19 protein-coding genes are annotated in these 25253 nt (G+C 49.7%); 1 reads left to right on the top strand and 18 read right to left on the bottom strand.

The genetic code is table 11. The annotated features are described in order from the left end of the window. Nucleotides 1-72 precede the first annotated feature (72 nt). From ABEQ74_RS24125 to ABEQ74_RS24100, 6 genes are all read right to left on the bottom strand, one after another. Nucleotides 73-1068, bottom strand: a complete 996-nt coding sequence (locus tag ABEQ74_RS24125) for a hypothetical protein (protein ID WP_430124745.1) — start codon at nucleotides 1066-1068, stop codon at nucleotides 73-75. 332 nt (nucleotides 1069-1400) lie between these two features. Next, complete coding sequence (locus ABEQ74_RS24120) at nucleotides 1401-2732, bottom strand: hypothetical protein (protein WP_430124744.1); 1332 nt, start codon at nucleotides 2730-2732, stop codon at nucleotides 1401-1403. A 388-nt stretch (nucleotides 2733-3120) separates the two neighbouring features. Then, on the bottom strand, nucleotides 3121-4758 hold the full coding sequence (locus ABEQ74_RS24115) for an ATP-binding protein (RefSeq protein WP_430124743.1): 1638 nt from the start codon (nucleotides 4756-4758) through the stop codon (nucleotides 3121-3123). A 192-nt stretch (nucleotides 4759-4950) separates the two neighbouring features. Further along, nucleotides 4951-6372, bottom strand: coding sequence for an aspartate ammonia-lyase (locus ABEQ74_RS24110; protein ID WP_430124922.1), 1422 nt, complete (start codon nucleotides 6370-6372; stop codon nucleotides 4951-4953). A 265-nt stretch (nucleotides 6373-6637) separates the two neighbouring features. Next, a complete protein-coding gene (locus tag ABEQ74_RS24105) occupies nucleotides 6638-8002 on the bottom strand; it encodes a sensor histidine kinase (protein ID WP_430124741.1) in 1365 nt (454 codons plus the stop codon). Then, a complete protein-coding gene (locus ABEQ74_RS24100) occupies nucleotides 7999-8718 on the bottom strand; it encodes a response regulator transcription factor (protein ID WP_430124740.1) in 720 nt (239 codons plus the stop codon). The genes ABEQ74_RS24105 and ABEQ74_RS24100 overlap by 4 nt, the downstream gene beginning before the upstream one ends. A 159-nt stretch (nucleotides 8719-8877) precedes the next feature. Between ABEQ74_RS24100 and ABEQ74_RS24095 the strand changes: the two genes are divergently transcribed. After that, nucleotides 8878-9606 carry a hypothetical protein gene (locus tag ABEQ74_RS24095; RefSeq protein WP_430124739.1) on the top strand — a complete coding sequence of 243 codons (729 nt, stop codon included), beginning with the start codon at nucleotides 8878-8880 and terminating at the stop codon, nucleotides 9604-9606. 106 nt (nucleotides 9607-9712) lie between these two features. Here ABEQ74_RS24095 and ABEQ74_RS24090 read toward each other — a convergent pair whose 3' ends face one another. The 12 genes from ABEQ74_RS24090 to ABEQ74_RS24035 all read right to left on the bottom strand — a co-directional run bounded on the left by ABEQ74_RS24090 (nucleotide 9713) and on the right by ABEQ74_RS24035 (nucleotide 25233). Continuing rightward, nucleotides 9713-10627 (bottom strand): polysaccharide deacetylase family protein, encoded by a 915-nt coding sequence (locus tag ABEQ74_RS24090; protein WP_430124738.1) that lies wholly within the window; start codon nucleotides 10625-10627, stop codon nucleotides 9713-9715. Continuing rightward, nucleotides 10599-11921 (bottom strand): MFS transporter, encoded by a 1323-nt coding sequence (locus ABEQ74_RS24085; RefSeq protein ID WP_430124737.1) that lies wholly within the window; start codon nucleotides 11919-11921, stop codon nucleotides 10599-10601. The genes ABEQ74_RS24090 and ABEQ74_RS24085 overlap by 29 nt, the downstream gene beginning before the upstream one ends. Before the next feature lie 206 nt (nucleotides 11922-12127). Then, complete coding sequence (locus ABEQ74_RS24080) at nucleotides 12128-13159, bottom strand: copper amine oxidase N-terminal domain-containing protein (RefSeq protein WP_430124736.1); 1032 nt, start codon at nucleotides 13157-13159, stop codon at nucleotides 12128-12130. A gap of 174 nt (nucleotides 13160-13333) precedes the next feature. Continuing rightward, nucleotides 13334-13924 (bottom strand): TetR/AcrR family transcriptional regulator, encoded by a 591-nt coding sequence (locus ABEQ74_RS24075; protein ID WP_430124735.1) that lies wholly within the window; start codon nucleotides 13922-13924, stop codon nucleotides 13334-13336. Nucleotides 13925-13958: 34 nt separating this feature from the next. Next, nucleotides 13959-15407, bottom strand: coding sequence for an MDR family MFS transporter (locus ABEQ74_RS24070; RefSeq protein ID WP_430124921.1), 1449 nt, complete (start codon nucleotides 15405-15407; stop codon nucleotides 13959-13961). A gap of 190 nt (nucleotides 15408-15597) precedes the next feature. Further along, nucleotides 15598-16314, bottom strand: coding sequence for a glycerophosphodiester phosphodiesterase (locus ABEQ74_RS24065; RefSeq protein ID WP_430124733.1), 717 nt, complete (start codon nucleotides 16312-16314; stop codon nucleotides 15598-15600). 49 nt (nucleotides 16315-16363) lie between these two features. Further along, entirely contained in the window at nucleotides 16364-17224 is an 861-nt protein-coding gene (locus ABEQ74_RS24060) for a carbohydrate ABC transporter permease (RefSeq protein ID WP_430124732.1), read from the bottom strand. Then, on the bottom strand, nucleotides 17214-18170 hold the full coding sequence (locus ABEQ74_RS24055) for a carbohydrate ABC transporter permease (RefSeq protein ID WP_430124919.1): 957 nt from the start codon (nucleotides 18168-18170) through the stop codon (nucleotides 17214-17216). Before ABEQ74_RS24055 ends, ABEQ74_RS24060 begins: the two co-directional genes overlap by 11 nt. Then, nucleotides 18170-19507 carry an ABC transporter substrate-binding protein gene (locus ABEQ74_RS24050; protein WP_430124730.1) on the bottom strand — a complete coding sequence of 446 codons (1338 nt, stop codon included), beginning with the start codon at nucleotides 19505-19507 and terminating at the stop codon, nucleotides 18170-18172. Before ABEQ74_RS24050 ends, ABEQ74_RS24055 begins: the two co-directional genes overlap by 1 nt. Nucleotides 19508-20390: 883 nt before the next feature. Then, nucleotides 20391-20861 carry a DinB family protein gene (locus ABEQ74_RS24045; protein WP_430124729.1) on the bottom strand — a complete coding sequence of 157 codons (471 nt, stop codon included), beginning with the start codon at nucleotides 20859-20861 and terminating at the stop codon, nucleotides 20391-20393. Nucleotides 20862-21004: 143 nt separating this feature from the next. Then, nucleotides 21005-23077 (bottom strand): amylo-alpha-1,6-glucosidase, encoded by a 2073-nt coding sequence (locus ABEQ74_RS24040; protein ID WP_430124728.1) that lies wholly within the window; start codon nucleotides 23075-23077, stop codon nucleotides 21005-21007. Nucleotides 23078-23106: 29 nt separating this feature from the next. Continuing rightward, complete coding sequence (locus ABEQ74_RS24035; protein ID WP_430124727.1) at nucleotides 23107-25233, bottom strand: glycoside hydrolase family 3 N-terminal domain-containing protein; 2127 nt, start codon at nucleotides 25231-25233, stop codon at nucleotides 23107-23109. Nucleotides 25234-25253: the final 20 nt, after the last annotated feature.

The following is a 25253-nucleotide window of genomic DNA, read 5'->3' as shown; positions in this document are numbered from 1 at the left end:
GGACGAAAAAAAGGGACATCTGGCACTCACAAAGAGTCCTTGTCCCTGATGTATGAAGTCTTTCCTTTCAGCCTAGGAAATGCTCGTGTATCGGTTAAGCATCGGATCCAAAATACCTCTTTCCCGTTCTGAAAGCCATTCAAGCCATTGAATAATTCTGGCTAAATACTGCTGGTCCCTCGTAAGTTCACATTTTATAAATAAGTTTCTTATGCTTTCGGATGTTCTCAACAGCTCCTTATAGCCTTGGATCCAGTTAGGATCGATCTCTACCATTCCAGCTCTGGACAGATGTTCTAATAAGCTGGTCATCCTTTTCTTATGCTCATAAAGTGTATGAAGAGGACGGATATCCAATCGTATCATTTCAATCGCCGTCACCTCATAGAGCTGCTTCAACACCCTGTAGGTGTCTAAACCAAATGTTTTTGGAATACTCGGCTGCAATGAATATTCCACCTTCATATGATAATCATTCGACGTATAATAATCTTCCAACGCTTGAAAAACGCACTGAACGTTCAGTTCATATTTTACGTTGTCCTTGTAACTAAACTTCATGACCTTGGGTTCATTCGTAGCGGCAGTATACCCTTCTACGAGTTGATTTATAGGTATTTCTTTACATGAATAAATTCTTTTAAAAAAATCTGCCGCATAGAACACTTGTCGATCTAAATCATAACCATATATCAACAAACCGTGCGGGAGATGATCAAGCTTGTAATTCACATGTTCTTGAATATAGAAACGGTCTACACAAATACCGATATATTGATGCTGATTGATATGGTCAATGATCAATTCTACGATGGATTCCGTTACAATTCCTTCAGATAAAATCTCGACTTCGACAAACGGATTATTATGGTAATAATCATTCAGGAATATGTATTCAATCCATGTCAAATTCACTCTATCGGTAATATTCTTGAAGGAACTGAGTTGAATATAGTTCTCATATATCCAGTTCATGTAATCTTCATGGATTGGAATGACAGAATGAGGATGCGGATCATGGCAAATAACCGGCGGTTTTTTTGTTATATGAAGGATCTTCTGATTCATACGCTACCTCCTCGGATTGATGATTCCTCTTCATCATACGGTCGGTTTTGATATAAAGACAAATCTTTAAATAGTCTTTAAATGTACGGCGCTGCTGCTGCATCCGCTTCAACACTGTCTGCGGAAACATGAAGCCTGCCAGGCTAAAACAGCAAAAAAAATGCCCCCTTCTCAGGGAGCAAACGAAACATTAAGTACAATATATCGTAGCACGAAGAATGCAATGATAAGAGAGGCTGACAGTCCTAACAGCGTGCTGATGATGATTTTCTCAAACCGGGAAAGCTTAGTCTTGAATCTATTCATTCCATTATCACCTCACTGTCCTGATCCTATTCCAAAAAGACGAATCTAAAGATTTGCCTTGGTCTGCCCCGCGGCACCTTCTCGATTCCCGAAATCTCGACCAGACCATTGTCGGTCCACAGCTGAAGCAGCCGATGCGCGCTGCGGACGGTAATATCCAGCAGGTGAGCGAGCTCATGAACCTTGTACTCATATTTGCCGGAACGGGCACGCTGATTCAACAGCTTGCTTAAGTAGGCACTGGTCATTCCCGCATCCTCAGCCCGCTTGATCAGCTCCGCATCCGTAAAGGAAAGGACCTCCTGCACAGGATCAGCCATTTCCAGCGGCCCGATCAGCGTGCCGTCTTCCCGGACGATAAAACAGGCATTGCCGCCAACCTCCTTGGCTTTGCGCATCGCAATGCGAGCATTGGTTCCCGCCATACTGGCCGACTGACCAAACCCCATGCCGATACTCAGCGATATTCCATGGGTTTTGTTCAAATCCTTGGCGAGTGGTATCGTTTTATAGCCGCCCGTTTCCCGCTCGAAGATCCCCCTGGTCGTGAAGAACAGATATTCATCACCGCCCAGATGGGTCAGGTAGCCATCCAGCGATTCCACATAATCCAGCACCATCCGGTGAATATCCAGCTTCAACTTCTGCACCTCATGCTCACTGTTTCGTCTGAGCGCCTGGGTGCCAAAATCATCCATATTCATCATCCCAACCACAATTTGGGCTTCCCTGCTTCTGCGGGAGGCTGTAGACAACAGCGCCCGCTCCAGGGATACCACAATATCCTGGTCCGATGGCAGCAGCCATTCGTTAGGGATCCCCAGCCGTGTCAGCTCTTGAGATACAGATTCCACACCTGTAAATGCAACAGAGCTTGCCCCGGATTCATACTGTTGCCGATGAAAAGTAATCAGGCTTTCTTTAGGAGCATAGGCGGGTCCATCATAAACGGCAGCCTGCATACCAGGGATGTCTAAATCCTTCAGAGTCCGGACTACCATCGTCTCCGTCAAGGTATCCACCGATATGCCTCCATCTAGCCTTTCCTGCAGTCCCGCATGAAATAGTGCTTTATATAAACCCGCGTCCGTAACGGGTACATGATGAACTGGGATTGCAACCTTGCCAAGCTCCTTCACTTTGCGCTGTGATAACGGATCCGAGAGGAGTAATACTTCAACTTCGCTTCCGATCTGCTCAGCCAAGGCGGGTGCTTCCTCTTCATTCCGATAAACCAACGGCAGTGCATCGAAGGAAGGGAAAGCTTCAATCCCCTTCATGATCTTATCAACGATCGTCGAGGTTCCGATAATCCCGATACGTATTTGCTGGACAAGGGGCCGGCTCTGTTCTGCCATGATTCCCTCACTCCCATCATTACCATTTTCCGTGAAGCCCTGAATGGCAGCCGGCACGGATACCTAAATCATACCCGCTATCGGAAATTTGGCAAGTGAAACCCCTCCATAAGTTCGCTATCGTGTCGAACATTGAGCATTGCAGAACGTTACAACGGCGATGTCCGGGGGACTGACGGTTCTGACAACTGATTTGTGGAGTAGATAAACATGCCTATGTGACCACGCACAATGTCAATGAACTGCTTGGAACCGGTTATAAGGCTGGCAGTATGCGGTAGCTCTGCATCCAGATGAATCGCGAGGCGGCGCTACCGCACGAACGGGCATTTTTCGTAAAACAATAGCACGACAAAAAACAGCGCTGACATGCTCAGCGCTGTTTCTATTAAACAGAGTTTTCATTTCTACATATTGGTATGGGCAGCATGATTTCGACAGTGGTTCCGCGCCCTATTTCGCTGCGGATGTTCATTTTACCCTGATGGCTCTCCATGATCCGCTGAACAATCATAATGCCCAGGCCATTGCCGTCCGGCTTGGTAGTATGAAAGGGCTCCCCGATCCGCCGAAGAACTTCCTCCGTCATGCCGGAGCCGTTATCGGTAAAGGTCACGCGTTGATATCCTTCATGCACATCCAGAAGAACATGAATATTTCCGCCCTGAAGCAGGGCTTCCATCGCATTTTTCAAAATATTAAGGAACACTTGCTTGACTTGATTCCGGTCACACAAGATCGTGGCAGACTCAGCCAAGTGTTGCGTGATTTCAATTTCGCTGAGCTTCGCCTGAATCATAAACAAGTGAAGTGCCTCTTGCAATATTTCACCGCAATCCTCAAGCTTAAAAATGGCGGCCTGGGGCTTACCCAATATCATGAATTCCCCGACCATCAGATTTGCCCGCTCCAGCTCTGACATGATCAAATCATAATGTCGAAGGCAAACTTCCTTATTGGCTAGCTGCAGCATACCCTTTACCGTCGTCAGCGGATTCCGCACTTCATGGGCGATGCTTACCGCAACCTGGCCGGCAAATACCAGCTTCTCCGTATTCCTCAGCACTTCCTCTGTTCGTTTCATCTCCGTAATATCGCGAAGAGAACCTACGACCCGCATGAGTCTCCCCTCCCGGTCATAGGCGGGCTGAACATCGAGGATATAATGGTTCAAGCTTCCCGATATCTCAAACGAAAGCTCCTTACCGATACAGATCTCCTGCTCATATATCACACGTTCATAATATTCACCAATCGGTTTCAAATCGAATACAGATCGGTTTACGTACTTGTCCCGGTCCTTGTCGCTGCCTTCGGGGTACAACAGTCTTAGACTGTGCTGGTTCAACTCCAGAATCCGGCCCTTTGCGTCCGTAATAATCACGCCGTAATGATTGGTTCTGAGCAGCACCTGATTCAATGTTTGCAGCTGTGTGTTCTGCTTGCGAGTCACAATTTCCCGTTCCAGAGAATCAGCCATAGTGCAGAGTAAAGCATACAGATGAGGGTGAGCATACTCCTTATGGGTCATTAAAGAAATCGTTCCGATAATCTCGGTCCCGTCCTCATTGTGAAAAGGTGCCGAGTAACACGCCATACGGTGAAGAATCTGGTGGAAATGATCTTCCCCTATTAACGTAAAAGGCCGCTTATACTGGAGGCATAAATGGATCGAGCTTGGACCGTCCTCCTGCGAGTAGCCCATCCCGTCAATGATGCCCAAAAACCTTGCTGTTTCTATGATGGTGGGGTCGCCAGCTTGATCCAGAATGTATCCTTCATGATCCGTAATCGTAATTACAACCGGATTTCCTGACCCGGAGGTTAGGAACTTATTCACGAATACTTGTATGACTTCGATGTATTCTTTATATTTTTCACGCCTTGCGGCCAATGTTTCATGATCCAATTGGTGAGTATGTGTTGGAATAAGCTCCGGGGTCATCCCCTTGTCTATACAATGCTGTTTCGCCTGCCGAATGATCTCCTGATCGGTTATTGCACCAAATCGATTGTCCAAAATCACATGCCCCTTTTTATCATACTGCCATATCTCTTATATAGTGCCATGTTCATTCTAACACTTTTATCGGAAAATAGAGCCTGCGACTGTTAGAAACGATTCGGGACCTATTGGCAAAAAAAGAGCCGGCCCAAGGATTTCTTCTTGGTCGACTCTAATTAGAGGTATTAAATTCACATCATAGCTGCTCGCTGGCTATTGATTCAATAAAAACTCTTCTCCCGCGATGCCTGGGGAAGTCATATGATACGGATCGAGGATAACCTGTATCTGTTCTGCTGTCAGAAGTCCCTGCTCCAGAATGATCTCCTTGATCCCAAGACCTGTCCTCTGCGCTTCCTTGACCAACCTTGAGGCCACATCATAGCCCAGATGCGGGTTCAGTGCTGTAATGATGCCGTAGCTTGTATCTACAAAATGCTTACAGCGTTCCTTATTCGCTTGAAGATCGACCATCAGATTCTTATAGAATACATCCATGCCGTTCTTCAGGATTTTGAGAGAATGCATTAAATTGTTGGCAGCAACCGGAACCATGACATTCAGCTCGAATTGTCCAGCTTCACACGCCAAGCTGATCGTATGATCATTGCCGATGACCTGGAAGGATACCTGGTTCATAACCTCAGCCATAACCGGATTAACCTTGCCCGGCATAATTGATGAGCCCGGCTGTCTCGCAGGTAAATTCAACTCGTTCAAGCCCGCTCGCGGCCCGGAAGCCATGAGCCGGATATCATTGCATATTTTTGAGAAGTTCACTGCACATACCTTAAGCGCAGCTGACAATTCCATATACGCGTCCGTATTTTGAGTAGCATCGACTAAATCCTCTGCCTGCTTCAACGGGTAGCCTGTCTGCTCAACCAAATGCGAAACGACACTATGCATATAGGCTGGCGGTGCATTAAGCCCCGTACCCACTGCCGTTGCGCCCATATTGACGACTAACAGGCCTTGTGCTGCCCGCTCGATGCGGTGGATGTCACGTGTGAGAACATTGGCATAGGCCCCAAACTCCTGGCCAAGCCGGATCGGCACCGCGTCCTGCAGATGCGTACGTCCCATCTTGATCACGTCGTCGAATTCCTTGGCCTTGTCCTTTATACCAGCAACTAGGGTCCGGAATACCGCAAGCAGATCCTGTGCCAGACGGTAAGCTGCAATACGGATTGCCGTAGGAATCGCGTCATTGGTGGATTGCGACATATTGACATGGTTATTGGGGTTACAATAGAAGTACTCCGCCTTCTGTTTTCCCATAATCTCCAGTGCGCGATTCGCCAGTACCTCATTCATATTCATATTGATTGAAGTGCCGGCTCCGCCTTGAATGGAATCGACAATGAATTCGGAACGGAGGTTGCCTGAAACGATCTCTTCGGCAGCCTCTATGATGGCACTGCCTATCTTTTTGGGCAACAGGCCAAGCTCCATGTTCGCCAGAGCCGCGGCTTTCTTCACTTCGCCGAGCGCAGAGATAAGCTCCGCATGAATGGGCACCCCGCTGATCGGAAAATTCTCTACAGCCCTGACGGTATTAATGCCGTAGTAGGCCTCCGCAGGCAGCTGCTTTTCCCCCAGAAAATCCTTTTCAATTCGAAACTGCGTATCCATGGACAACATCACCATCGCCTTTTGATTATTTTGTATCATGCTTATCCTCTGTTATCATCCAGCTTGCCCGGATATATAGAGAATTCTGCTTTTCGGCTGGAATTCCTCTATATCTTACTCGTTTTATTGGAACCTATTGAATCATCACAGAAAAAAGGGCACTTCCCGAGTATATGCTCTAAGTAGAGATATACCCAAAAAAGCCCCCTCTTACCCAATTTGGATGGCAGTTCCGTTCGTGGACACCCGACTTAGCACACGTTAATTAAGCCATGGAAGCCTCTCGATAATGAGGAAAGCCCAGCGAGATGACGGCGCCCCCCTCTTTCCGATTCCCCGCCGTGATCAACCCTCCACAGCGTTCCACGATGGCGCGGGCAATCGCCAGGCCCAGACCCGAGTCCCCGTTCTTGCCCTTCACAAAACGGTGGAACAAATACGGAAGCAGCTCCTCTGATATGCCTTCGCCATCATCAGAAACGGTGAGCACCACTTGGTTTTTCTGGATGTCCGCTTGGATGTAGATGTGCCTGCTCGCGTGCCTTGCTCCATTCGAAACAATGTTCAGCAGTGCTTGCAGCAGCTTATCCCGGTCGGCATACACCGTTAACGATTCATCATCTCCATAGCAAGGATGCACGAACAGTCCTTTTTTCACCAGGAGAGGATTGACTCTTTCGATCGTCTCTTCCACGAGATCCTTCAAATTCACTTCTGTCGCCTTGAATATATCATCTTCACTATCCAGTTTAGCGAGCAGCGTCATCTCGGTCACGATATTTCTCATCCGGCTGCTCTCACTCATAATGATATCCAGCCCTCTGCGGATATCCTCCCCTTCGAATACGCCGTCCCGAATTCCCTCCGCATAGCCGGATATGGACATGAGCGGCGACTTCAGCTCGTGGGAGGCATTCTGGAAAAATTGCTTCTGCACATGGTTGTACCGCTCCAGCTCACCCGCCATATCGTAGACGGACTCTGCAACTGCACCGATCTCCCCGCTTGCGGACACACGCCGGACTTCGGAGAACTGGCGCTCCTTCACCTTCTTCAATTCTTCGCGCAGATGCATGAGCGGCTTAATCAGCCTCTTGGTAATGAACAGGCTTAAGATCACCATGAGCATGGCCCCTACACCAAATACGAGCATCAAACGCCCCAGCAGCGCCTGCTCAATGGCCTTGATCTTGCTGACCGGCGTAATCAGTGTTACCGTGCCTTGGGGAACCGCGGTAACTTCTGTCAGATACATGTCACTCTTCGCCGCGGATTGGAAGGTTGCCCTGTATTCCGGTGTATTTCGGGCTATCTCCGTATATGGATAGGAAGGAGCAGTCGCCATAGGAGCCACCACATTTCCCTGAGCATCCTGAATAATGACTTCGACATCCGCAATCCGGGAAGCGGCAAAGCCACTAACAGCGAGCGGCGTGCTATCGAACGGGACGCTCTGCGCAGCGGCCGTCTCAAGCTTTGCCGATAGTTCGGCTCCAATGGACTGCATATCCTTTCGCTGCGTACCAATGAAGTGATCCAGCAGCACATAATGAATAACGACGGCCGTCACGGACAGCACGAGTATAAGCGATATAGCAAAAGCAAGATTGATCTGATGCACCAGCTTCATATCAACGTTTCCTCCCCATCCGTTCTCATTCGGTATCCATGTCCCCATATGGCCTCGATCGGCAGCTGCTCCACTTTCTTGCGCAGCCGTTTGATGAGATGGTCGACCGCCCGGTCGCTTCCAAAATAGTCGTCCCCCCATACGGAGGTCAGCAGTTCGTCCCTGGTAAACGCACGGTTCGGATGCTCGGCAAACACTTTTAGCATCTCGAATTCCTTGTTCGTCATATCCACTTCTTCCCCGTTCCAGAACACGCGCCGCTCCTCCAGCATTAACTGAAGCCGTCCATTGCTAAGCTCAGGGGAAGCGGCCGCAAGCCGTGAAACGCTCTCCGCCTGATTGAATTTGTACCATCGGTTTAGCTGCCGTTTGATTCGGGCAACCAGCTCGCGGGGACTGAATGGCTTGACCATGTAGTCGTCGCTTCCCAGCTCAAGCCCCAGTATTTTATCCACTTCGCTATCCTTGGCAGAGATCATGATGATCGGGACCTCGGCTTCCGCACGGATTCGCCGGCACAATTCGAAACCGTCCATACCGGGCAGCATAATATCCAGCACCCACATATCCGGCGGGTTCGTTCTCCACATCTCCCACCCTTCCTCAGCCGTGCCAAGGCCCACGGTTCGATAACCTTCCTTACGCAAATAAGCTTCCACCAAATTTCGTATATGCTGATCATCGTCAATCACGGCGATGAGATAATTTTGATTCATATCCATGTACCTCCGAGCTTCGTCTCCTCCCAGTATACCAAGCTCCGGAATGATGAAGGGGAATGCCATTATTTTTCCACAAATATACCAATGTTCTGCCAATGCTGACTCGTACACTGGGTACTGTAAGACAACCAACCCGATAAGGAGTGTTATACGATGAAACACAAACTGTTTGGTAAACTTGCCCTATCCGCTGCCCTGCTGGGATCAGCCGCCCTGCCCGTACATGCCTCTGGTGCTGATACCCCAAATGACGTCCCGAATCAAACAGGCAAAAGCGCGCCTCTTAAAACTACTGCAACCATTTCCATTCTGCCGAATCCGCTGGAATTGGCTGAGAAATACACACCGGAAACGGTAAAGGATTGGAAGGAGACGCTTGAGAAGTACGGCAAGCTTGCCGGAGCTGAGGGAGCATTCTTTTTCTCCGAGGCTACAACTGCCGTTGCCGGAGAGATGAAGCCGGTTGTGGCTGAAGGCGAGTTCGAGGTTTCCGTTGCTCTGAAGACTTCTCCGGCAAAAGATATCCAGGAATTAATAGACAGCGGGGACATCAAGGAATTCAAAGCAACCCAGATTAAGGACGTTATCACGCCGCTTGAAGGCATAACGCTGGAAAGGGCCGAAATGGTGAATGCAGAGTCCGGTGAAGTGAAATACGACGTGATCCAAGACGAGGCAGCAAGTTTCGCGGCAGTGAAGATCAGTGATGCAGCAAGTTTGGAAGTGAAGATCAACGATGAGGATCTGGCGTTCATCCATGCCAGAATTAACCTCTTCAAAGCGGTGGATTCCAAGGACTCCGACTCTATCAAAAAGGCGCTGACGGAATTGCTGGACCAATACAAGGAACAGATCGCCAAGCTGGAAGCTGAAGCGAAGTAAGGTTATACGGAGCAGCACATGTCGGCGCAAGCCGATCCTACTTAAAGCACAAACAACCCTTACCGGTGCCGCGGCAGGGGTTGTTCTTCTGTATAGGCCTATATCACTATTTTTTCGTCATGACCTTCATAAGTTTAACGGCAGAGCGCACGCGGGGACGCTTCAAGTGCTCCTCCACATAACGGTAATCCGTCAGGATAACCTTGGCATCCCGCATTCCGTAAGCAAAATCATCATCAAACAGCAGCCGGTACTCCCACACCCGCTTCTCCCAATTCGGGATATTTGCCAGCATCCACTCATCCTCGGCTCCGGGATGGACATAAGTTTCACTGACCCCTTCAGGGAGTCTATACAGCTTATTAATCAGCGATTGTTTGAAAGTCTCGTAGGTCTCCCCCTCGACAATCGGAAACGGATGGGAAAGCAAATAGTCAGGAATCGGCACGCCGAACGTATCAGCGAGTCCCGAGGCAAGCGCGACCGGACGCTCGATATTGGACAGCGAGCTCAGCAGCGGGTCTTCCGGATGGATGCAGCGGAATAGCCGTGACGGAAGACGCCACCGTGAACACTTCCACAGCATCTGCGGAATGAAGCTCCGCCCTGTTTCCATCCCATACAGACTGCCCATATGATTATCGATATGACTGATGCGAATGCCTGCCTTGCTTGCCAGCCGATACTGCGCTTCCATCTCTTTAATCACTGCACCTGTTTCTGCCCCCCGTTCGAATTCCGCCACTGTTCGGTATTGATAACCATTTGCGTCATGCAGGGAAGGATGTCCGGTTAAGCTGCTCCACCTGAGAGCCTCAAATTCACTGGTCATGGTCAAATGCAATCCTACATTCGGTTGGCGCCGGCGCGCGGCCCATGAGGCAGCCTCCTCAAAGCCGGGGGCTACGGTCATAATGGTTGCCGAGGAGACTTTATTCTCCTCCAACAAATGCCGGATTGCCTCATTCATGGCCCTGCTTTGCCCAAAATCATCACAGTTGATGATCAATCTTCGTTCCATGGTCATGCCCGCCTCCTATAGTTTTTGAAAATTCGATTTTGGTTGCATACGATAACAGGAAGGAAATAGCCAGCAAGCATAAAGGAACGACACTGATCAAATATCTGAAAGTCGATTCAGGATCACGACCAGGATTGTCACCGCTTTCATATCCGAAGATGATGCCTACCGCAAAAAAAGCCAGGGCGGATATCAATCCGCTGGAACGTGTAATAAATCCGCTGACGGCTGTATAGATGCCTTCCCTGCGCAGACCCGTCCGCTCAGCATCCTCGTCAATGATATTGCCGCTCACCATAGCCGGCGTTACCAGGAACCCCGCCAGACCGAATCCGACACCGATGCCTGCCAGAATTCCGCTGATCAAATCAAAACCAAACCAGAGGGGGATGACAGATAGGCCATACACCGCGAGCGACAGGCGCCACGCCTTCACGCCGTCCATCCTGCGGATAATCCAGTACCATACGAATACCAGCGGTATGACCGATACAAACACGGCTGCAAGCAGAATCGAGACTTGATTATCGGGAATATGGAGCACGTATTTTGCATAGAAGGGAATTGTCGAGCTGATGAGCCCGTTAACCGTCTGGGCAAATGAATTGGAGATATTGAATACCCAGAATTTCTTATTGCGCAGCGTTTGCCGGAAAGCTTGGACGAGCCTCAGCGGCTCGTTCGTACTATACACCTCTTGTTCTTGGACACTCATCATACACAGGAACATGAACACACCGAACAGCAGCGCATACAGCATTGACATATTCGAAAATCCCAGAGCGTCATAGATGATTGGTGTAAGCGCGGTACCAATCAACAAAGCTACCACCTGATAACCCTGCTGGATCGCTGATGCCTTTGCCCGGATGCGGTCTCCACGGAACAATTCGGGGAAGAGAGCGCCGTAATTGACCCATAAGACCGTAGCTACAGCTTCATATAGAATAAGCGCAACCAAAAACCAGGTAAACAGCCCGTTTTGTGTTAATCCTTCCGGTGGCGAGAATACGAGTACGAAGGTCAGCATGAACAACGGAATGGCACCGAATACCCATGGCCTGCGCCGCCCCAGCCTGGTCTTCGTCCGATCAGACCAATATCCCATCAACGGGTTGTTCACCGCATCCCAGATCAGAAATACGGTCCGTGCCAAGGATGCCAACCCGATGCCGAGACCCAATGTATCCACGTAGAAAAAGATGTAGAATGAGCTGAATGCCTGACTTGGAACCATCATGGCAAACATGCCCAGTGAAAAAGAATAAGGCGAATTCACCCAGCTGCGCTTCATCTGCTTCCCTCCAACCCTTATGGAAGATTTTGTTGTACAGTATTCGGTATGCAGCTTGAATATTCCTGTTCCTAACGGGGCTAGTGGGATTCTCTTTAACCGTATCAAGATGGGCTGCTAATAAGGATGAGGGTGCTACCTCTGCTGTACCGTTCGCAAGCAAAAAAAGAAGCCTGGCGGTACCGCCAGGCTTCTTCCATTATTCCTTATTGAAGAACGATTTTTGCAGCTGTGCCGATTGGCGGCAGGCTTCTGGTGAGCATCGGGCTATAGTAACCAATGATCTCATCGTCATTGCTGAGCTCACTTGACTTCACGGCTCTGCCATCTTTATGCGCGATCACCGTCTCAGGCGTCAAATTCAGAATCACTACATCCGGAGACTGTGCGGTTAATCCTTTGCCTTTGATGGTTACACGCAGGCTGTCGCCATTTGCCTGAATGTCTGCAATCGCACCCGAAGTGGCAAGCATCTCTGTCTCCTCCTTGTCCGATTGAACCTGAATCTCATACGCATACGTCTGTGGCGGCAAGCTCATGGTCATCGCCAAGCTGTGAACGGCTTTAATCTCCATCCCTTTCGCAAGATCCTTCAGCTCGATCTTCTGGCCTTCTGCATCGCGCAGGATCGTATTCTCATCGACATTCAATACGATGCCTTCTGTTTCAGTACCATTAATGTGAATAGCTGTCCGATGTTCAGTATTGATGATTTCTGTTATTGTTCCGCTTACGTTTTCCTTCTTCACTTCATCCTCAGATGTGATGCTGACTTTCATACCATCGACTGATACGTTAGCCTGAAGCACGTCACTGAAGAAGATAGCCGGGACATAGAGCGTGCCCTTTACATTCACCGGCGCAGCGCCAAGGGACTTGTACATTTTGTTCACTGTATACTGATCTTTGCCCGTCTGCACCTGGGTCCAGATCGGCGATCCCTCTTTTGTCAACTCGACAGAACGATTCTCCTGATTCCACTTGAGATCAAATCCGAGCGCCTCCGATACGCTTCGCAGCGGGATCATAACCAGCTTCGCATCGGTATTCATATATCCAGCGCCTGCCGCTTCCTGTCCATTAACTGAAATTGCATAATCAATCGCAGCCGATATGACGACCGGTTTCTGTTCCTGGTTGCTTACTGCTTGAGGTGCTGCATATGCCGCTGCACTGCCGGATACAGCCAAGGCTGCTACCATCAGAGTTGCTGCTTGCTTCTTCCATTGTTTGTTCATGCTCATCGTCCTTTCTGGGGTGTCTTAAATTATCCTGTACTCTTATACTGACGGGTTATATGGTTAAATGTTGCAATGAATCCATAAATGCTTGTGCAAACTATATGCAAAAAGACCGTTTCAAACAGACTCTTCAGTCTATTCAAAACGGTCCCTTGACTAACGGCTATGCGATTAACGCTGAATAAACAACGGGTCGACAAAGCTTCTGCAATACTCCTCCGCAATCTGCTCCGCGCTGTATCCCATATCGCGCATATATAGGATAATATCGGCACGTGGCAGAGATGCCAGCATCACAGAGGTGAACTGCGGATCAAGCGGCATCAATTCTTCACGCTCCACCGCAAGTTCCAACAGTCGCTGAATCTGTAATCGCAAGTACGTGAAGGGCGGATTCTCACACAAAATGTTCTTGGTATCTTCCAATCGGTCGGAGGTCAGCATGACTCTCAACCACTCCAAGTCCTCATTGAAATGAAGAATGACCTTCGTTATAACCTTTCGCAGCCTGCGGGCAACCAAATCTTCTTCGCTCTCACGCAGATATACGTCCAGCCCTTCTATAAAACGATCGATCTTCGCTTCCATTAGCGTAAAGCAAATCTTGCTCTTGCTGGGGTAGCGGCGGTACAACGTACCTTGCCCGATTCCCGCCGTTTTCGCTACCTGATGCATGGATACGTCCTCGACTCCGTATTTATCAAATAAGGCCTGGGCCGTGTCCAGTATCTTCTGACCCAACTCATCATTCTCTTTCGACATGCACGCATCCCTTTCTAATTAAAACACGGGAACCCTATGCAGCAGACTGTTCTTCTTCAACGGGTGAAGATGTACGTTTCACGAATAAGCCCAGCACAAAGGCTACGATTGCAAGAATGAGACCGATGACGAATGCATTGTGAAGACCTGCAACCATGCTCTGTACCGGATTGAGATCCCCGGTTGTTGTCACGTAGTTTTTGGCACCTGCTGTCATGATGCTGATAAAGAGTGCCATACCTACTGCCCCGGCTACTTGCTGAAGCGTGTTCATGATCGCTGTACCATGCGGGTACAGCAGACGTGGCAGTTGATTTAAGGCAGTTGTCTGAGCAGGCATCATGACCATTGAAATCCCTATCATCATCATAACATGAAGGAAGATGACGTAACCACCGGTCCATGAAGCATCAATGCGCGAGAACAGGAAGATTGCCAAGATCAATAGAGCAAGCCCTGGAATAATCAGAACTCTCGGTCCGAATTTATCAAACAGCTTCCCTGTAATCGGCGCCATCAGACCGTTGATGATACCGCCCGGCATCATAACGAGACCTGCGGCAAGCGCTGTTAGGCCAAGTGCATTCTGCAGGAACAATGGCAGCATAATCATGGTGGAGAACATACTCATCATCAGGACCAGCATCAGCACCGTCACGAGTGAGAACATCGGAAATTTGAAGGTGCGCAGATCCAGCATTGGTTCTTCCATCTTCAGTTGGCGCCATACGAAGAGCAGCAAGCTGATGGCTCCTGCCGTAATGCACCATACTACTTTCGGATCAGACCAGGTGCCCTCCCCGGCACTGCTGAATCCATACACAATTCCCCCGAAACCGATGGTAGACAGAAGAATCGAGATATAATCGACTTTCGGCTTGGTAAGTACCGATACGTTCTTCAAGAACACCGCAGCAAACGCAATGGAGAATGCTGCGAGTGGAATCACCATATAAAACAACCAGCGCCAATTCAGCGCATCCACGATCAAGCCGGAAAGCGTTGGACCAATCGCCGGGGCGGTCATAATAACGAGACCGATCATACCCATCGCGGCTCCGCGATTCTGTGGCGGATAAATACTAAGTATCGTGTTCATCAGAACCGGAAGCATAAGCCCCGTTCCGACAGCTTGCAGAATACGACCTACCAGCAGCACACCGAATACCGGTGAAAAACCACAAACTATCGTACCAATAAGAAACAGCGTCATCGCGCCTATAAACATCTGTCTTGTTGTAAACCACAGCTGCAGCAGTGCCGTAACCGGCACTAATATGCCCACAACCAGCATGTATGCTGTTGACAGCCACTGCACGGTCGATTCCCCAATGCCAAACTGCTCCATTAAACTTGGAAAAGCGATATTCAGCAGCGTTTCATTCAAGATGGAAACGAACGCACCAATAATCAGGGCGGCAACAATCGGCCCTCTCTTTATTTTACTTAAGTCAATCTTGGCCGAACCCGGCCCCACTCCCATATCCAAGACCTTATCCTCCCTTAATCCGTGTGCACGGACAATTGTCCGGTAGTGCGTTTTTTATTGTAACGGACAATTGTCCGCAGGTCAACTGAAAATTTTCACTACATTTTCATAAATACAAGCCTTCCATATAAAAAAGGACCTGCCTCTTTAATACGTAGGGCAGATCCTTAACAATAGACTAGCTCTAGACCATAGCAATCTTATCTTTGTATACCTTAGCCCATCCTTCAAGATTGTTCGTTACGATGAGAAGCTCAGGATATTGGGCTAGAGTTGCCAGCACAGCCTCATCATCCGGCGTCCAGACAATCAGCTGTATGCCTCGCTTCCGTGCTTCCTCCATAAAGGCAGGAGTCACGTACACATATTTCACAGACACATATCGTGCTCCGATTTCATCCAAGTAAGGAAAAACCGACGGTGTCGCCCCGTAGATCACCAAGCCCAGCTCGATGTCAGGATCAATGGATCGGGCCCGTTCGATAGAATAATGATCGAAGGAGGTCAGGAATACTTGCTTCTCCATTCCTGTTTCCTTAATCAAGTCAATGACCTTCTGCTCCAGACCCGGGTAGGTATCTCCCATCTGCTTCAATTCAATATCAACGATCATCCGATCCTTGGCAAAACGCAGTGCTTCCTCCAGTGTGGGAATGACCTCCCCCTGGCCTGCATCCAGCTTGCGTATTTCCTCTAATGTGAAGGAGTTAATAGCTCCTGTTCCATTGGTTGTCCGGTCTACCGTAGCATCATGGATCACAACAGGCACATCGTCCTTCGTCAGCTGAACATCCAGCTCCAGATGCGAGAAGCCCAGCTCCAAAGCTTTTCGAAAGCCCAGCATCGTATTCTCCGGGTACTTCAGCGGATATCCCCTATGGGCCAATCCCCGTATTTCCATATCGATCCCCTCCATCTTGATGTCATTTCACGACTTTCCTGGTACAAGATTATTTGAATGTCGAATTTGCCATCGCGGCAACGATGTGTTTCTGCATGACCGTAAATACGATAACGATCGGGATAATCGCCATGACACTGGATGCCATAATAACATTAAAGAACATGGCTTCGTTCCCGGCAATGGAATCCCGCAGCATGGCAATACCTACTGTAAGTACGCGCATGTCGTTATTATTGGTCATGATCAACGGCCAGAAATACGAGTTCCAGGACGAGATGAAAATCAATACGCCCATGGTAACGATCGTTGGCATCGCCATCGGGAACAACAGCTTGTACAGGATGGAAAAGCGCCCTGCTCCATCCACCCGAGCTGCTTCCAGCACATCGTTGTTAATCGATTTGAATGCCTGCCTAAGCAGAAATATGGCATAGGCGGAAGCTCCGTGCGGCACGATAAGTGCCCAGAAGGTATTCAGCCAATCCAGCTTGGACATCATCACATACACCGGAACAAAAATGACCTGCTCCGGTACAATCAACGCAGCCAGAACCAGTAAGAACAGGGTATCCCGTCCTTTGAACTGCCCTTTGGCAAACGCATAAGCGGCCATGAGTGCTACGTTTAGCTGCAAAATGATCGTTCCTACCGCCATGAGCAGCGTATTACCGAAGTAACGCGCATAAGGGATAACTCTGAAGGCTTCGGCAAAGTTCTGCCAGGCAAAGGTTTCCGGCCAGAACGTTGGAACAGCCATCCGCATCTCAGACTGCGTCTTGAACGCGCTGATCAGCAGCCAATACACTGGAAAGAACATAACGAGAGTCACGATCACGGCTCCAGTAATGCGGAGCGCCATCATGGCCTTTCGGTTCTTGGCAGATCCAGCCATATAATTATCCTTCATAGTGCACCTTCTTCCTGCTGACCAAAAATTGTACTAATGTTAACAGCAATATAATAACGAACAGAATCATGACAAGCGCCGAGGCTCTGCCTGTCTTGAATTCGCTAAATGCCATTGTATAAATCCAATAAACGATCGCGTTCGTCGCCTTCAGCGGTCCGCCAGCTGTCATTACGTCGATGGACTGGAACACCTGCATAGAAGAGATAAAGCTTGTGATAACAAGGAACAGCGTCATCGGCGACAAGAGCGGCAGCGTAATATTGCGGAACTGCCGGATCTTGCTGGCTCCATCAATGGAGGCCGCCTCGTAATACTCGGCGGGAATACCCCGCATGCCGGCAATAAAGAGGATCATCGCGAATCCGACGCCCTTCCAAACCGAAACAGCAACCAGTGCCGGCAGCGCCGTGGACGGATTATTCAGCCATTCGACAGGATCCATGCCAAACCAGGAGACTACGGTATTCAAAAGCCCGTATTGCCCGTTATAAATCCAGGTAAATACCATGGCTGCGACAACCATAGAAACGTAGTACGGCATGAATATCACGCCGCGCATGAAACCGAACAACCGGGACGATGATACGTTCAGCAGCAGGGCGAACAACAAACCGATCGCCAGTGTAAGCACCACATCCATAAACGTATACAGGAACGTGACTTTTAGAGAATTATAGAAATCCGGACTCGACAACAGGCGCGTATAGTTATCAGCACCCACGAACTTCTTCACGGGCCGCGTCATATTCCAATTCGTAAAGCTGAGATAAATAGAGTAGCCCAGCGGATAGTACAAAAACACGCCCATGAACAACAAAGCCGGGACCGCGAACGAAAAGTCCTTCCACTTTTCGATCACCGTATGGGACATCCGTTTAGAGACCGAAGCGGTCGCCCGTTTGGACGCCGCCTTTGTCATTTGTTTACTGGTCTCCATATGCATCACTCATAGTCAGCCAGAATATCGTTGATCTTCTTGGCTGCTTCCTGCATAAGTGGTGTCGGATCTTTTTTGTTCAATACCATTTCACCTACAACTTCTTTGTAAACTTCGCTGAACTCAGGGTAAGCCGGGTGCTGCAGACGCGGTGTCACTTCATCAAAGTGCTCGTATACCGCTCTGTATTGTGGCCATCTCTCAAAATATTGATCGCCTTCCTCGGACTCGATCGCGGACTTTCTTGTCGGCAGGTATCCAACGGATTCCGCCCATTTAATATTCTGCTCTGCTGAAGTCATGAACTCGATGAATTTCCAAGCCGCTTCTTTTTCCAAATCCTTGGCACCTTCCATCATCACAATTCCCGCTCCACCAATGTTGGAGGTACGGACCTTGTCGCCAGGAATAAAGGATACGCCAACTTCAAAGTCTGCATTCTCACGATACATTTTCAGCATAGCCGAAGTATGCTGGACCATGGCAATTTCGCCGTTCAGGAACATTTGACGCATATTATCGGAGGCCCCTTTACCGAAGCCCATATGCATGTTGCCTTCATTTTGCCATTTGTAGAAATTCTGGATATAACGGAGGGAGGCCTCATTCTCTACCGCAGAAGCGCTCATGTCATCCGTTAGAATCTGTCCGCCACCGTTAATGTTCCACGGGTCATAGTACCATGTATCCCAACCTGGAACAGAGAACGCGTAACGTGTTGTTTTGTCGCCTTCTTTCTTCGTTACCTTTGCGTTAAAATCATCAATCTCATCCCATTTCGCAGGCGGCTCTACACCCAGCTCATCCAGCATTGTTTTGTTATATACGAACACGCTGGTGCTGACGATCAGAGGGAACCCGTATTGTTTGCCATTGTACGCATAAGCCTTCAGCATGCCTTTTGCGAAATCGTCCATTTTCACTTCATCACGCTTGATCCACGGACCCAGGTCGGCAAATACGCCGCTGTCTGCAAAGTTAGCGAGGGAAGATACCTCAACGTTCGTAACTGCCGGAACATCATTCGCCGCTACGGCAGCCGACAATTTCTTGTGAAGGTCCGGATAGCCGCCTTGGAATACTGGCTCAACCGTGATATGAGGATACTTCTTCTGGAACTCGGAAATCATATAGTTCAAACCTTCCAGCTGGGCATCAGCATGAGCGTGCCAATACTGGATTTTGATAGGCGTTGTATCATTCTTCATATCCATGGAAGCAGCTTCCACGTCATCGAGTGAAACCTCTCCTTCGGCAGTTTTGCTTCCACCGCCGCCTCCGCAAGCCGTCGTAATAACCATGAATATGGTGAGTAACATGAGCAACCATGATTTCTTTTTCATTGGTAATCTATTGTCCCCTTTCGAATCCATTAATCCATTCATCGTGTAAAACACCTCTTCTATCCCTTAAAAAGCGCACAAAAATAGAGACATCAAAAAGAGCACAACCTAAGAGCCACCACCTCCTAAAAAAGCTAAAGTAGCTGCTACCTGGGTTATCTCATCGTCTCCACCCCTAGCAAATATGTAATTATCGTTGTTCACCAATCAGACAGGATCCATTACGTCCATATGTCCAAATGTGCATCTCCTATCGATGCGAGAGCGGCACGTCAGCCAGCGCTTCATATATAATTTCTTCTCTTCGAAAAACCTCCTACTATTTAGCGGCACATGACCGCTCACATTTCCACTACATATCCTCTGAAACGAACTATTTCAAGTGCATGTCCATTTACTGAACACTCTTATCATAGGACGTGTAAATCATCAGAGTATTAACGATATGTAAAATCTGTGTTAACTGACCTTTGGCCATGGTGCTCATCGCCATGAATGCGCTTTCCAAACCGCTGATAATAGACTCTACGAGATGCCTGGTGTGGTGGATTCTCTCCAAGACATAGGATCATTTTCTTACAGCGTTTATTAGATAGCGCTTTCAGAATAGCTTGGCCAACTGTTTAATATCTATCATAGAGGAATCAATCCGTTTGAGTCTATAGCGAAATTTGTATTATTTTGTCGAATTTGAAAGATTCCTGGTCTGAAGTAACAAAAATCATAGCGCGAAGAGCGTGGATATGGTAGTCAACACGTTTCAAAGGTGTAACCCGATCCTGAGTTAATCGAAATGAAGAGATGCTGCCTCGCGGCTCGGCATCTCCGATAAATCATAGTATGAGGGGTGGCACATGAACCTCAGTCCGGTCTTTCGCTAGAACTATTCAAATAACGGTACCCTCGGGTCTTTCCTGTTACAGTGAACCAGCATTGCATGCAGCTGTCCTCGATGGTGATACATATGTGCCACGATTTGGAGCAGCCATTCGTACCTCGAATAGGCGACTCCCCAGTACGATGTCATCTCCTGATGAAGCTCCTCTTCCGTCATCTCTCGGAACGCCCTCTCCAGATAAGAATAATTGCTCAGTATTTCAGCCTGTATGTCCTTCAGGTTGTTTAACGATACGCCTGCGTGATAAACATTCATCTCCTCTTGCGTAGCTCCTTCTGATATGTGGAAATCGGCCCTACAGAGGACAGCGATATGCTTAAGCAGCTCACCGACCGAATGTTTGCCTTGCGTCGGCTTGACGAGCAAATCCCCTTCATCCAGCTTATCGATGATGGCAACTATTGAGACGACAGCCACCTCGATTTGATGTAATGCATATGTACAATAAGAATTCATAGGTTCTCTCCAGTCCAGTATGTATACCGTAGTATATTTAACCTCAACTCACTCATTATAGAACATACGTTCCCTATATTTCAACAGAAAAACCTGACCCTTGAGAGAGAGTCAGGTTATTCCAAAGTAAATATTACGAAAGTTCAGCCAACCAGGGCAAACCCCGTTGTATTCTCAAGCACTTCCACTTTGAATGTGCTGCCGTTCCCTTCGCGTACGACGCTTACGGACAGATGGCCGCTTCCGATCGCAATCCGTTCGGCCTTCAGCTCATTCATCCCTTCCGGAAGGAATGGAGACAATGCGATTTCCTTCTTCGCCGCGTTCGGATACAATCCGAGCATCGCCTGCAGAAAGACAATCGAAGTTCCCGCTGCCCAAGCCTGCGGCGAACAGGTTGTCGGGTACGGAACGGGATGGCCCAGTCCTGCATCATGACCGCAGAACAGCTCCGGCAGACGCTGGTATTCAAAATGGGCCGATGCCTGCAGCAGACCGGATATGACCTTGCCTGCCTCCTCTTTGAATCCCTGCTTGCCAAGTCCCAGCAGAATCATCGCATTGTCATGCGGCCATACACTGCCATTGTGGTAACTGATCGGGTAATATCCGGTGGAGTCCGTACTCATCGTACGGATACCATAACCGTTAAACATGTCGGTTCTAAGCATCCGCTCTGCTTGTGCCTTTGCTCGGCCTGCTTCCGGAAGTCCGCTCATGAGCAAATGTCCGGGATTCGAGGTTACGCTGCGTACCTGGCGCAGGTTCTTATCCAGAGCGATCGCATAACACTGCTCATCCTCCATCCAGTAGGCCGCTTCAAAGCGCACGCGAAGCTCCTCGGCTTCCGTCTCCAGCTTGCGGGCCAGCTCCGGTTCGCCCAGTTCGGCGAAGACAGGTATCAGCGATTTCTTCGCTTGATACACGTAACCCTGAACTTCCGAGAGCGCGATCGGAGATTCTGCGTACTCCCCGTTCTCATGAATGATCGAGTTAGCAGAATCCTTCCAGCCCTGATTCGGGAAGCCCTTCTCGGCTTCCTGCTTATAGGCCATGAAGCCGGAGCCCGCTTCGAGCGCAGCATCGATATAATCCAATGCCCGCAGCATGTTCGGCTTGAGCTCCTCCGCCAGGGAAAGGTCGCCTGTCCAGCGGTAGTACTCACCTATCAGCGCCAGGAACAGCGGCGTGGAATCAATGGTGCCGTAGTACGGCGAGAACGGGGACTGATTCGTTGTGACCAGCTCTCCATAGCGAATCTCGTGCATGATTTTACCCGGCTGCTCGTCCCGCCAAGGGTCCGTCTTCTCGCCTTGATAAGCCGCCAGCGTTCTCAAGGTTCCTACGGCAAGCTGCGGATTCATCGGAAGCATGAACAGAGCCGTGATCAGGCTGTCTCTGCCAAACGGTACTGCGAACCACGGCAGCCCTGCCACCGTCGTATCACCAAAGCCTACATCGGTCGTCAGCATCCGCAGATCCTGTAATCCTCTCTGGTACAAGCCACTGAACAGCTTGGAATCGGCTTCTACCCGCGAGCTGTTCCCATACCAAGCCTCATAGGAGGCTTCGAGTTTCTTCAGTCCCTCTTCGTAGGTCAGCGGCTCCGCTGGGTGTTGTTGCTCGGTCAATGGCGTAATAAAGAACGTAATGACCTTCTGCTCTTTAGCTTTCAAGGACAATGGGAACGAGACAGTTCCGGTTTCATCCGCTTGGCCGCCGTCCGTATCCCAAGCAATGCGCGTCAGCCTTCTCAGGTTGTCAGCGCCGACATAGGCCAGCGTCATATCCTGATCCCCTGTCTGAACGCCCTCCATCTTGCCGACCTCCCCGGTACGGTATTTCCGCACCAGGAACATATCCTGAAAGTCAGCACCAAATGACATCGTAAACTCGATATTCGAATCCGTTACAAAATAATTGGTCAAAGTGCAGCGCTCATACAGGACGCCATCGTAGATGAAACGTTCCCGAAGCACTTCGATCGCCCCTTCGTCCTTGGCCTCCTTCATAAGGCGGAAAGATGCTACATAACTCTTGTCCCCCGCTGAGGTCAGGAGCGAAGGTTTCTCACCGTCGATGAACAGCTCCATGCGGCTCAGGAAACGCGTATCCTTTGTGTACAAACCATGGCCTTGATCATCCCCCAGGACGATATCTCCATTAAGTCCGGTCAAGAAGAATATGTCCCCTTCTTTAATTACACGGTAGTCCATGCATAAATCCCCCTTCGATTTCGGTTCATTTAAACAACCGCAAGCTCAGCCTGCAGTCCTTCTTCCGAATGCGGTCCGACCCAGACATGGAACTTCCCGGGCTCAACCGTAAATTCGAGTCTCTCATCCAAGAGGCCCAGTTCTTCACGTCCCAGCGTAAAATGAACGGTACAGCTTTCACCAGGCTGCAGCCATACCTTGCGGAAACCCTTCAATTCTTTGACAGGCCGAGTCGAGCTCGCCACCAAGTCGCGGATATAGAGCTGAACCGTTTCCTCGCCCGCTCTGGTTCCAGTATTCGTGATACTCACGGATACCTGCGCGAATTCGTCCCGGCCGATCTGATGCCGATCCAGCTGCAAGTCTGTATATTTAAACGTTGTATAACTGAGACCATACCCGAACGGATACAGCGGATCGTCGTCGCAATCGATATAATCTTCATACAGATGAGGACGCCCGGTATTCTTCCGGTTATAATACATCGGAATTTGGCCCGTCGCGCGCGGAACGGTAACCGGTAGGCGACCGCTCGGATTGTACGCGCCCGTCAGCACATCCACAACTGCATGCCCTGTCGTTGTTCCCAAATGCCATGCTTCCACCACAGCATCCGCATGTTCATGCAGCCATGGCGTGGCAAGCGGCCGTCCATTCATCAGCACGACGACAATCGGCGTGTCGGTCTGACGTTTCAGCTCCTGAATCAGGCGCTCTTGGCAGGGTGGCAGCGTAATGGAGGTCACATTGTAATGCTCACCGGTCATCGCTTCGGATTCGCCTACAACGACCACCGCGACATCGCATTGTCCAGCAAGCTCCACGGCCCGTTCCACACCGCCATCCAGCTCTTCCAGAATGCCGCTGCCCGGCTCGTAGAACACCTCAGCCTTCGGTGCAATTTCCGATTGAAACGCATCCCACACCGTGACTACGTCTTCATCGCGGCCTTTCCAAGCCCAGCAGCCCATTGAATTGTGACGATCATCGGCCAGCGGCCCGATCAGTGCCAGCTTCTGGTGCTTGCCTGTATCCAGCGGCAAAATTCCGCGTTTGTTCTGCAGAAGCACGATCGATTTCCGGGCGCTGTCTCTGGCCTGAGCCAGATGCGAAGCTGGAATGGCCTGCCCCTCCAGCGTATCTCCGGCTTCTTCGGTCTCTTCGCTTACATACGGATTCTCGAACAATCCGAGGCGAATTTTCATCCGCAAAATGCGTAGCACCGCATCATCCAACAGCTTAAGCAGGTCAGAGTTATTCTGGATCAGTTCCTCCAAATGATCGAGATAGACTCCGGAATGCATGTCCATGTCGACACCGGCATTCAGTCCCTTCAGTGCGGAATCCTTCCGGTCTTCCGCATAGCCATGGTAGATCAGCTCTTCGATCGACTCCCAGTCGCTGACCACCACACCGTCAAAGTCCCACTCTCGCTTCAATATATCCCGCAGCAGATAGCGGCTTCCGGAAGCCGGAACCCCGTTCAGTTCGTTGAAAGCACTCATCACGGACAAAGCACCTGCCTGAATGCCACGCTCAAACGGCGGCAGCACGGTTTCCCGTAAGGTCCGCTCCGACATGTCCACCGTATCGTAGTCCCGGCCGCCTTCAGCCCAGCCATAGCCGGCAAAATGCTTCACGCATGCCGCCACCGTCGGATAACCGTCCTCGTTCGGACTTTGAAATCCTCTAACCTTCGCGGCAGCAGCCAAGGAAGACAAATAGACATCCTCCCCAGTGCTCTCCGCGATGCGGCCCCACCGGGGATCGCGCGTAATGTCCACCATGGGGGCAAAGGTCCAGCGAATGCCTTCCGCTGCCGCCTCTTCTGCAGCAATGCGGGCATTCTTCTCCATCCCCTCGAGATCCCAGCTGGCGGCTTCGCCGAGCGGAATCGGGAAGATGGTGCGGAAACCGTGGATAACGTCATCCCCGATCAGTAGGGGAATCCCGAGCCGGGTCTCCTCCACGGCCAGCCGCTGGAGCTCATTGATCTTTTTCGGACCATGAACATTCAGCAATGATCCGATCTTGCCTTCGGCAACCAGCTGATGTTCCCGCTCCTCGCATCGGCCGTACTGCACCGTTTGACCGATCTTCTCGGCCAAGGTCATCTGCGCGAGAAGATCCTTCGCACGCTGTTCCACCTTATCCATGTCTAATCCCTCCGATGCTT

Origin of the sequence: Paenibacillus solani (assembly GCF_050475945.1) — a bacterium.
Lineage (GTDB): Bacteria > Bacillota > Bacilli > Paenibacillales > Paenibacillaceae > Paenibacillus_AQ > Paenibacillus_AQ solani_A.
This window is presented reverse-complemented; position numbering and strand designations above follow the sequence as displayed.

What these genes read in the sequence shown, in the direction of transcription:
- ABEQ74_RS24075 (WP_430124735.1), bottom strand. Translation starts at nt 13,924, where the DNA reads ATGTCGAAAGAGAATGATGAGTTGGGTCAGAAGATACTGGACACGGCC.
- ABEQ74_RS24090 (WP_430124738.1), bottom strand. Translation starts at nt 10,627, where the DNA reads ATGGAACGAAGATTGATCATCAACTGTGATGATTTTGGGCAAAGCAGG.
- ABEQ74_RS24110 (WP_430124922.1), bottom strand. Translation starts at nt 6,372, where the DNA reads ATGGATACGCAGTTTCGAATTGAAAAGGATTTTCTGGGGGAAAAGCAG.
- ABEQ74_RS24035 (WP_430124727.1), bottom strand. Translation starts at nt 25,233, where the DNA reads ATGGATAAGGTGGAACAGCGTGCGAAGGATCTTCTCGCGCAGATGACC.
- ABEQ74_RS24100 (WP_430124740.1), bottom strand. Translation starts at nt 8,718, where the DNA reads ATGAATCAAAATTATCTCATCGCCGTGATTGACGATGATCAGCATATA.
- ABEQ74_RS24080 (WP_430124736.1), bottom strand. Translation starts at nt 13,159, where the DNA reads ATGAACAAACAATGGAAGAAGCAAGCAGCAACTCTGATGGTAGCAGCC.
- ABEQ74_RS24050 (WP_430124730.1), bottom strand. Translation starts at nt 19,507, where the DNA reads ATGAAAAAGAAATCATGGTTGCTCATGTTACTCACCATATTCATGGTT.
- ABEQ74_RS24040 (WP_430124728.1), bottom strand. Translation starts at nt 23,077, where the DNA reads ATGGACTACCGTGTAATTAAAGAAGGGGACATATTCTTCTTGACCGGA.
- ABEQ74_RS24125 (WP_430124745.1), bottom strand. Translation starts at nt 1,068, where the DNA reads ATGAATCAGAAGATCCTTCATATAACAAAAAAACCGCCGGTTATTTGC.
- ABEQ74_RS24105 (WP_430124741.1), bottom strand. Translation starts at nt 8,002, where the DNA reads ATGAAGCTGGTGCATCAGATCAATCTTGCTTTTGCTATATCGCTTATA.
- ABEQ74_RS24060 (WP_430124732.1), bottom strand. Translation starts at nt 17,224, where the DNA reads ATGAAGGATAATTATATGGCTGGATCTGCCAAGAACCGAAAGGCCATG.
- ABEQ74_RS24085 (WP_430124737.1), bottom strand. Translation starts at nt 11,921, where the DNA reads ATGAAGCGCAGCTGGGTGAATTCGCCTTATTCTTTTTCACTGGGCATG.
- ABEQ74_RS24055 (WP_430124919.1), bottom strand. Translation starts at nt 18,170, where the DNA reads ATGCATATGGAGACCAGTAAACAAATGACAAAGGCGGCGTCCAAACGG.
- ABEQ74_RS24120 (WP_430124744.1), bottom strand. Translation starts at nt 2,732, where the DNA reads ATGGCAGAACAGAGCCGGCCCCTTGTCCAGCAAATACGTATCGGGATT.
- ABEQ74_RS24065 (WP_430124733.1), bottom strand. Translation starts at nt 16,314, where the DNA reads ATGGAAATACGGGGATTGGCCCATAGGGGATATCCGCTGAAGTACCCG.
- ABEQ74_RS24095 (WP_430124739.1), top strand. Translation starts at nt 8,878, where the DNA reads ATGAAACACAAACTGTTTGGTAAACTTGCCCTATCCGCTGCCCTGCTG.
- ABEQ74_RS24070 (WP_430124921.1), bottom strand. Translation starts at nt 15,407, where the DNA reads ATGGGAGTGGGGCCGGGTTCGGCCAAGATTGACTTAAGTAAAATAAAG.
- ABEQ74_RS24045 (WP_430124729.1), bottom strand. Translation starts at nt 20,861, where the DNA reads ATGAATTCTTATTGTACATATGCATTACATCAAATCGAGGTGGCTGTC.